The sequence below is a fragment of the Candidatus Cloacimonas sp. genome (genome assembly GCA_039680785.1).
Classification (GTDB): Bacteria; Cloacimonadota; Cloacimonadia; order Cloacimonadales; family Cloacimonadaceae; genus Cloacimonas.
Window position 1 is genome coordinate 1 of the sequence record JBDKSF010000083.1, and the last position, 13,852, is coordinate 13,852.

Consider the following 13,852-nt stretch of genomic DNA (forward strand, 5'->3'; position numbering starts at 1 on the left):
CGCACCTTTGGTAAAATAATTATCTGCCGACAATGTAACATAGATAGATATCTACCGACTTTGGGACTTGAACCTTTTAGTGATGATTTCACTACCCAAAATTTAAAAGAAAAAATGCAAGGTAAAAAAGCACCTATAAAAACGGTTTTACTGGATCAAAGCATAATAGCGGGTTTAGGAAATATTTATGTATGTGAAATTCTGTATAGAGCCAGGATAAATCCTTTGCTTCCAGCCGGTAAGCTTAAGCAAAAAGATATTGTGGAAATAATTCAACAAACCAAACAAGTTCTTTCAGAAGCAATTTTACAAGGTGGGACAAGTATCTCTGATTATCGTAAAATAGATGATAAAACAGGCAGCTTTCAGAATTTCCTAAGAGTATATAAAAAGAAGTGCTGTCCTCTATCACACGCAATAAAACGCATTAAGCAATCAGGACGCTCTACTTATTACTGTCCCATCTGTCAGAAAAATAAAAGTTGACCCTTTTAGCAAAATGAGATATCTTGTATTATGATGGAAAAGTGTTTTAGTGTTATAATAGATATGATGTGTAAAATATATAAAAAAAGGAGCTATAGAATATAGTGAAGGCAGTAGAACTTAAAAAAGGAATATACTGGGTAGGTGCCATTGACTGGGATTTGCGAAATTTCCATGGTTATTTAACTCAGAAAGGAAGCACTTACAATGCCTATCTGATTATAGATGACAAAATAACGCTTATAGACAATGTTAAAAGTTATCTCTTTGAAGAAATGATGGCGCGGATTAAAGATATAATTGACCCTTCCAAAATAGAGGTTTTAATTCAAAATCATATAGAAATGGACCATAGCGGTGGTTTACCAGAAATTATAAAGTTAATTCCGAAAGCGGCCTTATATACAAATGCCAATGCTATAAAAGGACTGAAAAGGCATTTTAAAGAGGATTGGAATTTTCAAGAAATCAAAAGCGGAGACAGCATCAGGATTGGTAAAAGGACTTTGAGCTTTTTAACCACTCCGATGGTGCATTGGCCTGATAATCAATTTACTTATTGTCCCGAAGAAAAAATATTGTTTTCCAATGATGGTTTTGGTCAGCACATTGCTTCAACGGAGCGTTTTGCCAAAGACCTTCCCTCCGGCATAGTTTTGGATGAAGCAAAAAAGTATTATGCCAATATCGTGTTACCATATTCGAAGCAGGTTCAGAATGTTCTAAAATCAGCTAATAATATGGAATTTTCTATGATATGTCCCAGCCATGGTGTTATTTGGACAGAAGAAAATATTCCCGAAATAATTACGGCATATACAAATTGGGCATTTAATAATTCAGATAAGCATCGGGCTTTGGTTATTTATGATACAATGTGGAAATCAACTCAGAAGCTTGCCTATACTATTTCCGATGCGTTTACGGAAGAAGGTATCAGTACCGAACTCTTGAATTTGCAGACCAATCATATATCTGATATTATGACCAAAGTGATGGATGCTAAATTTATTGCCGTGGGCTCGCCAACTTTGAATAGTTCCATTTTACCGACGGTAGCTGCTTTTTTATATTATTTAAAGGGTTTATCCCCCAAAAATAGAATTGGACTTGCCTTTGGCAGTTATGGTTGGGGTGGACAAAGCATACCGCTTATCCACAATATATTAGGTGATGTTAATGAATGTGGTTTTGAAATGCTTGAGCCGCTAAAAGTTCAATATATTCCAGATCAACAAGAACTGGATGATCTAAAAGAGAATTTAAAGCAACAAATTAAAACAAAATTGGAGGAATGATGATCAGCCCCAAAATGCAATCGGCTATTAATGAACAGATTAACAAAGAATTTTTCTCCGAGTTTTTGTATCGGAGTATGCAGGCATATTTTGCCAGTCAAGATTTAGATGGTTTTGCCACCTGGATGGATGTTCAATGTCAGGAAGAACATTTTCATGCAATGAAATTTTTTAACTATTTGATTGATCGGAATGGCAAAGTTGAATTAAAAGCCATTTCACAACCTGCGATTGATTTTGATTCACCTCTTCAGGCATTTTCGGAAGCATTGAAACATGAACAGTTCATCACTGAGAGCATAAACACCTTAATGGATGTTGCCATCAAGGAAAATGACCATGCCAGTAAAAGTTTTTTACAATGGTATATAGATGAACAGGTTGAAGAAGAATCAAATGTAGGGAAAGTTGTAACCCGCTTAAAGTTAATCGGCAAGGATCCACAGGCACTTTTCATTCTGGATAATGAACTGGGGCAAAGAGTTTATGTTCCCCCTGTTACGACTCAATAATAACGAGGGAGGCATTGCCTTTCCTCAAGCTATCCCTTAATAATCTTTAGGATAAACGAGAAATGAGGAATGTTATGGATATTATTAAAGAAGAAGACCTCTATTCAAGAGTTTTTCACAGTGCGATTGTAGCAATTGGGATTACCGATATAAAAGGTAATTTTGTAACTGTAAATCCCACCTGGTCTCAGTATTTGGGCTGGACGCAAGAAGAAGCTAAGTTATTAAATATTAAGGATGTTACTCCAGATGAAGACCTGCTTGTAAGTAACGAAAATTTGGCTTATCTCACAAACGGCATTGTGAACAATATGCGTAAACAGCGTCGTTATAAAAGAAAGGACGGAAGCATATTCTGGGCTGATTTGCACAGTTCAACTCTATATGAGGATGGCAAAATTATTGGTGTGCTGGGTATATTTGTAGATATAGATAAAGAGATAAATGCAGAGCAAGTCCAGAAAAAAATGTTTCAGGATATGGAAGCTTTGAATCTGGAATTAAGCTCCGCCAATGAAGATTTACAACGATTAGCCAGATATGATGCTTTAACCGGACTTTTCAACCGCAGAGTGATGGAAGAATTGCTGACCAAAGAAAGTAGCCGCGCTTTCAGAACCAAAAGAGGTTTTGGAGTTGCCATTGCCGACATTGATGATTTTAAAAGGGTTAATGACACTTTTGGTCACAATTGCGGTGATATTGTGCTCATTCAGCTTGCCAACATTTTTTTACAAAATGTAAGAATGACGGATACAGTTGGAAGATGGGGTGGAGAAGAATTCTTGTTTATTTTAACGGAGACCTCAGTAGAAGGTTCCATCATAGCTATGGAAAGAATTCGGAGAGCCGTAGAGGCACAAATTTTTGAATTTCATAATAATCCCATAGAAATTACGATTACCATTGGGTTAAGTTTTCACTATGGGGATCCGACCAGTAAAGAGATTGTCAATCAGGCAGATGAAGCAATGTATAAAGGCAAGAAAATCGGGAAAAACAAGGTAATTAATTATTATAATAGTGTTTATGCTACGGAACGCAAAGAAGAGTGAAGTAGGCAAAGGATAATAATTCTGAAAGATTATAGGTAATTACATAAACCCAACAATGTTTTCACCTTATAACTATCATCGCATTCATTTATAAGTAGATTTTACTTATAGTTTGCGTATCCCTGCTTCAGTAAATGGTACAGAAAGTTCTTAATCTGCTTTTTACTATCTCATTGGTAAAAAAATAATTAGCCAATTCATTTTAACTTGCTTGCTTAGCTGTAACAGGACACGATTATGCCAAAGAAAGAAGTTGACACATAATCGGCAAAACCTAATTTGACTCACAATCTAAATACATTAGGAGAAAGATAATGAAATCAAATGACCATAGCTGGAAACCAACTTTAACTATGGCAAAGCTATTTGAAGAGCAGAATCAGTTCTATGAAGCATTAGCGGCTTATGAACTGATCAGCCAAAATGATTCCTCTCCTGAGCTCAGGGAGAAAATTGAAGAGTTACATCTACATCTATTAAACGATTCCAACAGTGTATATGATCCTCGCATTGAACAACTTTTTTCTCCTGAAGAACTCTCTTATCTTAAAATCATACACCATCAGGGTTATTGCAATATGGTTCAGGCAAAAGATAAACTGGAAGAGTGTGTTCAAGGTTCTGAATTAATCTTCAATCAGGTTATGCCAGAGGATTTTTTGGCAGATGAAGCAGAAGTAGAATCCCTTACCGAAATCCTAAATGAAATTGAACAGCAAGCACAACTTAATCTTATTTCCGAAAATAATGAATTTGGCGAGTATAATGTTCAGGATTTGCTGATAGCTATCTTAGCCAAATTTGATAAAAACCAAAAATTGAGTGAAGTAAAACTTAGCGACCTGGTCACATTATTTCTGGAGATGCAAAGTTTAAAGATCAAAACCTGATGCCTTCCAAAATTTCCGAACCAATTAACTCCCTTTGTGCAGATTGTTATAAAAAATGCAAACAGAATGAAAGTGCATTAATCCTTGTTTGTCCATTTTACGATCCTTATCCCGTTCAGCTGGAACTAAAATTGAAAGGATACCGAAAAAAACAAGCAAAGAAAGCTGTAGAACAATGCGAATAATAACAGGCATATATAAAGGGCACAACCTTTTTCTGGTTCCAGGGACAAGCACCAGACCCACCACTTCTTTTAATCGGGAAGTTATTTTCAGTGTCTATCAAAACTATGAAGGATACAGAGTATTAGACCTTTTTGCGGGGACTGGTTCCTTAGGTCTGGAGGCATTATCGCGAGGAGCACAATGGGTAGATTTTGTAGAATTTGCACCTAAAGCGATTAACACGCTGCTGAAAAATATAAATATTTTGCGCTGTTCGGATAAATGTCATCTGTGGCAAAAGAAAGTAGCGGTTTACTTAAATTCCTGTAAGGAGTGTTATGATACGATATTTCTTGATCCGCCCTATAATAAAGATTTAATAAACCCCACTTTACAGCTTATTTTTGATAAGGAACTGCTAAAGGAGGATGGCATCATTATGGTGGAGCACTCTCCAAAAGAAAAAATAATCTCTGCCTTTTCCAATAATATCATCAACGAAAAACAGTTTAAAAACACCAGTTTCAGCTGGTTAAGCCGATAAATATAATTTGCCTTTTGGCAAATAGTTCAAATAGTTTAGCAACAACTTTTTCCTGAGCATTGGCTTCAAGTTTAATCTGCCTGCCTCTATCAATAAAATCTCACCTTTTATTTTTAGTGGAGTAAGTGGGGTAGCAAATCTTTTAACCTCTTGGTATAAAATGAGTTATCCATTCCGTAAAGATCATTGTGTGCTCATTATAAAATAGGATAATTACGGAGTGCTCGCTCTTATTCTCTGCGGATATGGAACGGCTAATCATCCCATAACCATCCCGTATCGAGATATGGGATGGTTATGGGATAGTTATTATGAGGATTGGAGTTATGAGTTAGCGAGCAGCAAGTTACTAATGCTACTTGAATCATCGCTTAAATATAGCTTGACTTTATAGCACATCCTAAAATGAATGTAAACATCATAAATGAAGTAAACAATTATTACGAGGCACATTGTTTACGGATAAGAAACAATAGGTTAAGGAGAAAAGGATGAAAAAGGCATTTATCACGCTTACAATATTGTTACTTTTGCTAATATGTGCTTATGGGCAAGCACAAACTACGGTTAATAATGATCCTGTCGTATTAAGTGAACAGGATTTTTCCATCGCCAATACCGATAATATGTTTGCTCCTGTTAGCAATCCAGCTTTAATAGGAACTGGAACATACGGTGGATTAGGGCTCGCTTATTTGAATGATGAAAAAGAGTGGCAAAATCACTATTGGATATTTTTAAATTCGGATTATTTAAGCTACATCTTTGAAAGAGATCATAATGAAAATTTGCATACTCTGGCGATTGGTTCTGAAGTTTTCCCGGCATACATATTACCAAATTTGTATGCTGGAACAAATTACCACTGGTCAGAAGGCAATTTTGACAATGGTATTTTTAGAAGTGGGATAACTTACCGACCACATAATTCTACTTCTCTGGCTTTTACTTGGGACAATCCGATGCATTATTCACCTTATTATAGGTTAGGGCTTGCTTTTCGTCCTTTTGCATTTTCGGATGCCCTTGCCGATTACCGTTTAGAAATTTCTATAGATGCCAATTATGCACGCTACGGAAACGATAAGGACTACGAGCTAAAAAAGCCGGTGCTGGGTATGCAAACCCAAATTCTGGATGGTTTAAAAATAGGAGCAACCTATAATTTAGATACTGAAGCCGCTTTTGTAAATGTTAGTTTATGTGCCAAATTTTTAGAAGCAGGCGGATTAATGCACTCCGAGAAACATAATAATTATGGAATTGCTTGGGCTCAACTCTCTGATTTAAGTTACAAACCCTTTTTGGGAAAGACATTTCCTACCTGGCATAAAATGGATTTAAGCGGAAATATCGTAACCTACACTGCGCCTAAATATAAAATTGGGCCTGTGAATATATACGATAACCAGGATAAATCCATTGAAGATATAATTGATGAAGTTAATAAAGCAAAAGATGATCCTGAGGTTCAAGGAATTTTATTAAAAAATCCCAGTTTTTCTACTTCTCTGGCTTTGAAAGAAGAACTGGTGGATGCTTTTCGCAATTTCAAAAGCACTGGCAAGAAAGTTTGCTTTTATTATGATGATATTTCCAATGGTGGTTATATGTTTGCTTCCACCCTGGCGGATAAAATTTACCTGAATCCTACGGGCTCTGTTGATCTAAGGGGTTTAAGTATTTCCAGCCCTTATCTAAAAAATATGCTGTCCAGTTTAGGAATTGAAGTGCTCAATTTCCGCAGTCATAAATATAAAAATGCCGGTAATATGTTCTCGGAAGAAAAAATGACCGATGCAGAAAAAGAAGTATATAATTTTATCCTGCAATCTTTATACACTCAAATTTTACAGGATATGGAACAGGGAAGAGGAAATAAATTGGTTGCTCCCGCCGCTGAAATAATAAATGCAGGACCATATTTAATTGCTAACGAAGCATTAGAAAAGGGTTTGGTGGATGCACTCATTTATGAAGACCAGCTAAATAAGCAATTGAAAAAGGATTTTAACTTTACCAAACAGCAAAAAGAACTTACCGATTATCGTGATTATAGCTGGTATAAACCCAAAGAAAATCAAATTGCCGTTATCTATGCCAGCGGTAATATCGTTTCAGGAAAAGGAATTCCCGGTAAAAATATCGCCCAGGAAACAACCGTTAAGCTGATTCGAAAGGCACGCCAAAATAATCTGTATAAAGGTATTATTTTAAGAGTGGATAGCGGTGGTGGAAGTGCTCAAGCCAGTGACATAATTTTGAGAGAATTGGAACTTGCCAAAACCATAAATAAAAAACCCATAGTTGTTTCGATGGCTGGAACGGCTGCCAGTGGTGGTTATTTCATTTCTTGTAACGCTGATAAAATTGTTGCCGAACCTTCTACTTTAACTGGTTCCATTGGAGTTGTCGGTCTGATTTTTAATGGCACGGAAATGTTTCATAAAATCAAAGTAAATTGGGACACAGTTAAAAAAGGTGAACACTCCGATCTTGGCTCTTTGTATCGTCCCTGGACGGAAGAAGAAAAAGAAATAGTTACGCGTAGCATCGAATATACTTATGAGGACTTTGTAAATAAAGTGGATTTGGGACGCCCAAATTTAAATTCTGAACAAGTTCATCAATATGCTCAAGGTAGAGTATGGACTGGAGATCAGGCGTTGGAAATAGGACTGGTTGATGAACTGGGTGGTTTGGACACTGCCAAAAACAGTATGCAAGAACTAATTGGTAAAAAAGGGGAAATTACCCTTGTAGATGCCACAACCACGAATGAAGGATTAAGAATTAACATAAACTTAGGCGATATGGGTGTTTTTATGCCCCTGAAAGTGTATAATACTATTAATGAGGATTATATTAAACTCTATGAATTGTGGAGTGATTTCTCTCAGGATAAAGCCCTGATGTTGTGTCCTGAGGTGCCAGAAACGCTACAATTCTAATTGTTCTAAACTATCCGGAAGAAAGACATCTTGTTATTTTCCTGGCAGGTTCATTCGGAAGTTTCCTAAAACACTTAGGTAGCTAAAGAATAATTATGCTGGGGCTGACAGGATGTCAATTTTCCGGTTTTTGTGCTACGAGCAAAATTCCTGTGCCCTGTTTATTTTTCATTTGCATATCCAAACGCATAAAAAGTTCGCCAATAGGATAAACAAGCAAATAATAAACAGGCAAAAATAGAAATAGCTTTTTCTGGATAAGCTGCATTGGGAATTTTAACATTAATTTCCAAGATAGGGAACCGAAAGGTCCATAAGTATAGATACTTTTAACAATTCTGAAACCTACTTGCTGAAGTTTATTTTCCAATTCCTGTTTATTATAGCCAGATCTAATATGTTCGGAAGTAAATTCAGCTGCCTTATCCAGATTGGAAGGCGTGGAAATAATTAAATAACCATTAGGTTTTAGAGCATCCAGTATATTTTTGAGCGTGGAAACATCATCCTCTATATGCTCCAAAATATCTATTGCCAAGGATAGATCATATTTATGAGCAGGTAGATAAGTTTGTAAATCGGCGCTTTTATAAAAAAATCTACCCGGATACTTTTCGGCTGCATAATTGGCGTAGGATTTCAGATAATCGGTTTTCAGGTCTGTGGCAAAAGAGATGGAATTTTTCCAATTTGCCAAAATAAAATCGGAATATTGACAAAATCCCGCTCCTGCATCATATAATCTGATTTTGTCTGTATTTTCAAAAAGATTATTGATTTCCTTAAATACATAACGCTGACGGAGAAAAAATAGCCGAAAAAGGTGAAAGATAAGTTTGCGCACAGACGGATATAAAGCAATTACTTTTTCCAGACGATTTTTTAATGGATCGTATTCCATAACTGAATTCTCCCTAATCAAAAAATAGATTGACTATTTTTAGCAGTGCCAAAAAAAGTCAACAGAGAAATTTTAGATTATGATAGTAAAAAGTATAGATGAAATTAAGCGTATTAACCTGCATTTGCATACTAATGTTTCAGATGGAAGTTTGAGCCCTGAAGTTTTAGTGAAAAAAGCTTTGGGAATAGGTCTGGATTTGATATCCATAACTGATCATGATACTGCTGATGCTTATGCTCGGATTCCGGAAAATGTTCTGCCTTTAAGAATTTTACCGGGAATGGAAATTAGCTCACAATATCAAGGGGATGATGTTCACCTTCTTGCTTATGGTTGCGATTTCAATAACAAGGAATTGAAGGATATGACAGAAATGTATCTGATCGGTCGTAAGGAAAGAGCTAAAAAGATGATTGCAATCTTGGCAAAAATGGGAATGCCGATATCTTTGGAAGAAGTGATTGCCATCTCCGGAAGCAGGGAATTAATCATCCGTCCTCATATAGCTCAAGTTCTGGTTAAACATGGTTTTTGCCATTCCAAAAATGAAGCATTTGATAAATATATTGGCAATAACAAACCTGCTTATGTACCCAAACCAGAAGTTTCCGTTGCAGATGCTGTCTCCATAATTCATAATGCAAATGGATTTGCCGTTATTGCTCATCCTGGAAAACTGAGCAAAGTATCTTATTTGGCAGATATATTAGCTATGAATATTGATGGTTTGGAGGTTTGGCATCCTGATCATTATCAGTGGGAAATTGATAATTTTATTAAAATATCTCTGGAAAATGGACTGTATATGACAGGCGGAAGCGATTTTCACAGTGAACAAGATAAACACAATTTGCTGGATATCATTCCTCTGCCGGAAGTAGTCATCAATAGTATCAAAAAACTTTGGAAGGAATATCAATGCCGCGTGAAATCAAAGTAAAATCAATTCGGAATGAATTACCGTTTACCTATCGTTATTCTCAAATTATGAGGTTTTTCTGGCTGTTTTTTGCTTTAGCCGTTTGTGGCTATTCTTTCTATTTCATAATCAAATTTGTTACAGCCACCACTCCTCTGTTTTTTAAGGTTTTGCCTTTGATAATATTGTTTGTAGCGTTGGATTCAGCAATCAAACAACTTACTGCTCTAAATAGAGTAACTTTCTATGAAGATAGAGTTTGCCTTGGTTTCATTGCCAAACCCAAATTGATAATTCCCTACGAAAATGTCATCTCCATAGACCTGGCAAAACAGATAACATTCAGCATCATTATCAAATACAAAGAAGGAAACAAAGAAAAGATATTTAAGACATCTGCATCTTTTCCCAAAATCCTGGAAATTTTGCTGAATTTGGCTGACTTTTCACCCAATGCTCAATTGAATGATCTATTGGGCAAAGTAGTTAAACATTTACGCACTATCGCTGGAGAGAATAATGCAGAGCAAGTTTGATAAGATAATAGATCGCCATAATAGCGGTTGTTTTAAATATGATGCCTTAAATATGCTGTTCGGAAAAAGCGATCTCATTCCACTGTGGGTTGCAGATATGGATTTTGCTGTCTCCGACGCTATTCTTAATGCTTTTGCCGAACGAATCAAACATCCCGTTTTTGGTTATAACCTGCGCTTAAATGATTTCAATGAGGCAATTATATCCTGGGAACAAAGAAGATTTGGTTGGAATATCCAAAAGGACTGGATTATTGCTACCCCAGGAATCGTTCCTGCTATATCTTTAACGGTGCTTTCCTTAACTGAACCCGGTGATGGTGTCCTAATTCAAACTCCTGTTTATCATCCTTTTTATGAAGCAGTTACAGACCATAATAGAAAATTGCTCACCTCCCCTTTGACTAATGAGAATGGCGTTTACAGTATCGATTGGATGGACTTTGAAAATAAACTGAAACAAGCGAAATTGTTTATCTTATGCAGCCCTCACAATCCAGTGGGCAGAGTTTGGACAAAAGCTGAATTATCCCAAATGGGAAATTTATGTGCCAAATATAAAGTTCCTGTGTTTGCCGACGAGATTCATTCGGACATAGTTTACCCTGGCTATAAACATATCCCTTTTGCCTCTATAGACAATTTTACGGATTTTTGTCTTACTGGATTATCGCCTTCCAAAAGTTTTAATATTGCTGGATTAGCAACCGCAGTTGTTGTTATATCTAATTCAGAAATAAGAAATAAGATAAGCTCACTTAATACAAAGCTTCATCTTTATCTTGGTAACAGTTTTGGAATAATAGCTTTAATAGCTGCCTATAATGATTCAGAGGGCTGGTTGGATGAACTATTATGTTATTTAGACGGCAATCGGAAAATGCTTACTGAGTTTGTAAACAGTGAATTACCGGGTGTAGTAGTCAGCCCAATTGAGGGAACATTTTTAGCTTGGATGGATTTTAGAAACTGGGGCTATAAAGAAGATGAATTACAAAGTGCAATGATCAATAAAGCTGGTTTGGCATTGGAAGTGGGAAGTGATTTTGGCAAAGAGGGAGAGGGCTTTTTGCGATTCAATTTCGGCTTGCCCAGAATCAAAATGGAATATGCCCTAAACAGGATAAAATCGATTGCAGGGAACAAACGATAATGGAACAGACAATTACTGAGCTATACCAAAATCCTCCGCAAACTTACACGAAAGAACACAGATATTTATTTACGGCGTTTATTAAGATGCTAAATAGCGGAAAAATTCGTTCTTGTGAGAAAAAGAACGGAAAGTGGCAAGTTAATGAATGGGTTAAAATGGGTATTCTTTTGGGCTTTAGAATGGGGAAGTTAACCTCCTATAATTGGAGTGAGAAGAAGCCCTTTTTTGATATAGATACACTACCGGAACGGATATTTACTCTGAAAGATAAAATCCGCATTGTTCCGGGTGGAAGTTCTGTTCGTAATGGTTGTTATCTTGCTGCTGGAGTTACTATTATGCCTCCTGCATATATAAATATCGGTGCTTATGTGGATACTGGAACTTTAATAGATTCCCATTCCTTAGTTGGTTCTTGTGCACAGATCGGAAAAAATGTGCATCTTTCTGCCGGAGCTATGATCGGAGGTGTTTTAGAACCAGTGAATTTGCGTCCCGTAATTATTGAAGATGATGTTTTTATAGGTGGAAATACTGGTATCTATGAAGGAATTATTGTTCAAAGTAAAGCAGTGATTGCTTCCGGAACAATAATAACTGCCTCAACGCCTGTTTATGACAGTGTTAACAGTATATTTTTAGAGAGGGATTGTGGGGGTAGTTTTACTATTCCTAAAGGAGCTGTTGTAGTTCCAGGTTCAAGACCTATGAAAAATGATCCTAATTATCAAGTTTACTGCCCAATAATTATTAAATATCGGGATGCTAAAACAGAGCGCAGCGTAGAACTGGAAAAAGCTCTAAGAGATATATTTTAAGCCCCTTACTCAGTGAAAAAAATGGACTATATTTTTACGAACGGATTTATTCTGAATAGCAAAAAAAAGTGCTTTGAAGACAAATCAATCCTAATTCACAAAAATAAAATTGCCTATTTAGGTGATCTGCAGGATTGTAAAATGCAGGCAAAATCAGGTTTTGAGACAATAGACCTGAAAAGAAAACTGCTATTACCTGCTTTTATGGATGCCCATACACATTTTGTGGAATTTGCCAAGAGTCGCATATTGGTAAATTTGCAAGATTGTTATAACATAGAGGATATAAAGACCTATCTGATAAACTATCGAGATAACCTTAACTGGAACCCAAAATGGATTTTGGGGGGTGGATGGGATCGTAATCGCATAGATAATCCCGAAGAACTATCCTTAAAGTTATTGGATTCAATTTTTCCTGATCTTCCGGTTGCTTTGATGAGTAAGGATTATCACAGTAAATTATGCAATTCCTTGGCTTTAAAAATTGCTGGGATAGATAAAAATAAGCCCAATCCTTCTGGTGGTTTAATAGAACATAATAAAAGGGGAGAACTGACAGGCGTTCTTTATGAATCTGCCAATGAACTTATCTATCCCTATATTATCTATCCTGAAGAGCAAGTTATCGTCCAAGCAATTTCAGAAACAGTAGATTCGCTTTATCCAATGGGTTTAGTTGGCTTTAACAGTATGGAAAGTATTTTCAGTAGAGACCTGATGCTAAAAGCACAAGCTCAGGGTAAGAATTTTCGTTTTTGTTGGCATTTTTATCCAGAAGATTATGAGAAAGTTCTGCAAGAAGGATATAAAAGCTATGAAGGTGATGAATTTTATAAGTTGGGTGGATTAAAACTATTCGGAGATGGTAGTTTAGGTTCACAGACAGCTGCAATGTATGAAAAATATCCTGCAGGAGGATATGGTATTTTACGCTATCTGGATGAAGAACTATATAATACAATGCTTTCCGCGGCTGAAAATGGTTTTGCCACTACCATTCATGCTATCGGAAATCGGTGTGTATCACAAGTGATTAATTGTGCATTGAAGTTAAAGTTAACTGGTAAGTTCAATCAGCTTTTTAACCGCATTGAACACATTCAAGCCATTCGGAAAGAGGATATACCTTTGTTAAAAAAAGCGGAGTTATTTGCTTCCTTGCAACCAATTCATATTGCCAACGATGTTCCTTTGATAGAAAAACACTGGAAAGATGTCATAGACCAAGCGTATTCTATAAGCAGTTTGATTGCTGCAAGAATTCCGTATGCCTTCGGTTCCGATGTTCCCATAGAAACCATTAATCCTTTTCAGGGAATTTACAGTGCCATAGAAAGGCGTCCAAACAATAATCCATCTTTGCCTCAATTTCGTAAAGATCAATCGATCACTGCTCTGAATGCAATTATGGGTTATACACTTGGAGCCGCAATGTCCACTAAAAGTGAAAAAGAACGAGGTTCCATCGCCACAGGGAAATTAGCGGATTTAATTGTAATTGAGGACTATAGGAAATATCCCAATACTTTCTGGTTAACGGCAAAAAGTGAATTAACGATGCTAAATGGTGAAATTATGTAACCAAAATAGGTCATAACCTTACATTCATTCTTTA

13 protein-coding genes are annotated in these 13,852 nt (G+C 36.3%); 12 read left to right on the top strand and 1 reads right to left on the bottom strand.

Annotated features, from left to right (window positions below):
* From ABFC98_05590 to sppA, 7 genes are all read left to right on the top strand, one after another.
* Window positions 1-486 (top strand): zinc finger domain-containing protein (locus ABFC98_05590; protein ID MEN6445500.1); only part of this gene is annotated, 486 nt, incomplete at its 5' end.
* A gap of 104 nt (window positions 487-590) precedes the next feature.
* Window positions 591-1,784 (top strand): FprA family A-type flavoprotein, encoded by a 1,194-nt coding sequence (locus ABFC98_05595; protein ID MEN6445501.1) that lies wholly within the window; start codon window positions 591-593, stop codon window positions 1,782-1,784.
* Window positions 1,784-2,296, top strand: a complete 513-nt coding sequence (locus tag ABFC98_05600; GenBank protein MEN6445502.1) for a ferritin — start codon at window positions 1,784-1,786, stop codon at window positions 2,294-2,296. The genes ABFC98_05595 and ABFC98_05600 overlap by 1 nt, the downstream gene beginning before the upstream one ends.
* Window positions 2,297-2,370: 74 nt before the next feature.
* The gene (locus tag ABFC98_05605) at window positions 2,371-3,351 is read left to right on the top strand and encodes a diguanylate cyclase (GenBank protein MEN6445503.1); all 981 of its coding nucleotides are present in this window, start codon (window positions 2,371-2,373) and stop codon (window positions 3,349-3,351) included.
* A gap of 314 nt (window positions 3,352-3,665) precedes the next feature.
* Window positions 3,666-4,241, top strand: a complete 576-nt coding sequence (locus tag ABFC98_05610) for a hypothetical protein (protein MEN6445504.1) — start codon at window positions 3,666-3,668, stop codon at window positions 4,239-4,241.
* A 175-nt stretch (window positions 4,242-4,416) separates the two neighbouring features.
* Window positions 4,417-4,950, top strand: a complete 534-nt coding sequence (rsmD, locus tag ABFC98_05615; GenBank protein MEN6445505.1) for a 16S rRNA (guanine(966)-N(2))-methyltransferase RsmD — start codon at window positions 4,417-4,419, stop codon at window positions 4,948-4,950.
* 491 nt (window positions 4,951-5,441) lie between these two features.
* Complete coding sequence (gene sppA / locus ABFC98_05620; protein MEN6445506.1) at window positions 5,442-7,901, top strand: signal peptide peptidase SppA; 2,460 nt, start codon at window positions 5,442-5,444, stop codon at window positions 7,899-7,901.
* Between the two features lie 115 nt (window positions 7,902-8,016).
* On the opposite strand, the gene ABFC98_05625 is transcribed toward sppA, so the two are convergent.
* A complete protein-coding gene (locus tag ABFC98_05625) occupies window positions 8,017-8,802 on the bottom strand; it encodes a methyltransferase domain-containing protein (protein MEN6445507.1) in 786 nt (261 codons plus the stop codon).
* 79 nt (window positions 8,803-8,881) lie between these two features.
* Between ABFC98_05625 and ABFC98_05630 the strand changes: the two genes are divergently transcribed.
* From ABFC98_05630 to ABFC98_05650, 5 genes are read left to right on the top strand one after another with little or no spacing between them, the layout of a single operon-like run.
* Window positions 8,882-9,745, top strand: coding sequence for a PHP domain-containing protein (locus ABFC98_05630; protein MEN6445508.1), 864 nt, complete (start codon window positions 8,882-8,884; stop codon window positions 9,743-9,745).
* Window positions 9,724-10,260 carry a hypothetical protein gene (locus ABFC98_05635; GenBank protein ID MEN6445509.1) on the top strand — a complete coding sequence of 179 codons (537 nt, stop codon included), beginning with the start codon at window positions 9,724-9,726 and terminating at the stop codon, window positions 10,258-10,260. Before ABFC98_05630 ends, ABFC98_05635 begins: the two co-directional genes overlap by 22 nt.
* Window positions 10,244-11,413: a PatB family C-S lyase gene (locus ABFC98_05640; GenBank protein ID MEN6445510.1), complete on the top strand. Its 1,170-nt coding sequence runs from the start codon at window positions 10,244-10,246 to the stop codon at window positions 11,411-11,413. Before ABFC98_05635 ends, ABFC98_05640 begins: the two co-directional genes overlap by 17 nt.
* A complete protein-coding gene (locus ABFC98_05645) occupies window positions 11,413-12,234 on the top strand; it encodes a 2,3,4,5-tetrahydropyridine-2,6-dicarboxylate N-succinyltransferase (protein MEN6445511.1) in 822 nt (273 codons plus the stop codon). The genes ABFC98_05640 and ABFC98_05645 overlap by 1 nt, the downstream gene beginning before the upstream one ends.
* 21 nt (window positions 12,235-12,255) lie before the next feature.
* Window positions 12,256-13,818, top strand: coding sequence for an amidohydrolase (locus ABFC98_05650; protein MEN6445512.1), 1,563 nt, complete (start codon window positions 12,256-12,258; stop codon window positions 13,816-13,818).
* Window positions 13,819-13,852 lie beyond the last annotated feature (34 nt).

What these genes read in the sequence shown, in the direction of transcription:
- rsmD (MEN6445505.1), top strand. Translation starts at nt 4,417, where the DNA reads ATGCGAATAATAACAGGCATATATAAAGGGCACAACCTTTTTCTGGTT.
- ABFC98_05605 (MEN6445503.1), top strand. Translation starts at nt 2,371, where the DNA reads ATGGATATTATTAAAGAAGAAGACCTCTATTCAAGAGTTTTTCACAGT.
- ABFC98_05635 (MEN6445509.1), top strand. Translation starts at nt 9,724, where the DNA reads ATGCCGCGTGAAATCAAAGTAAAATCAATTCGGAATGAATTACCGTTT.
- ABFC98_05610 (MEN6445504.1), top strand. Translation starts at nt 3,666, where the DNA reads ATGAAATCAAATGACCATAGCTGGAAACCAACTTTAACTATGGCAAAG.
- ABFC98_05625 (MEN6445507.1), bottom strand. Translation starts at nt 8,802, where the DNA reads ATGGAATACGATCCATTAAAAAATCGTCTGGAAAAAGTAATTGCTTTA.
- sppA (MEN6445506.1), top strand. Translation starts at nt 5,442, where the DNA reads ATGAAAAAGGCATTTATCACGCTTACAATATTGTTACTTTTGCTAATA.
- ABFC98_05650 (MEN6445512.1), top strand. Translation starts at nt 12,256, where the DNA reads ATGGACTATATTTTTACGAACGGATTTATTCTGAATAGCAAAAAAAAG.
- ABFC98_05640 (MEN6445510.1), top strand. Translation starts at nt 10,244, where the DNA reads ATGCAGAGCAAGTTTGATAAGATAATAGATCGCCATAATAGCGGTTGT.
- ABFC98_05630 (MEN6445508.1), top strand. Translation starts at nt 8,882, where the DNA reads ATGATAGTAAAAAGTATAGATGAAATTAAGCGTATTAACCTGCATTTG.
- ABFC98_05645 (MEN6445511.1), top strand. Translation starts at nt 11,413, where the DNA reads ATGGAACAGACAATTACTGAGCTATACCAAAATCCTCCGCAAACTTAC.
- ABFC98_05600 (MEN6445502.1), top strand. Translation starts at nt 1,784, where the DNA reads ATGATCAGCCCCAAAATGCAATCGGCTATTAATGAACAGATTAACAAA.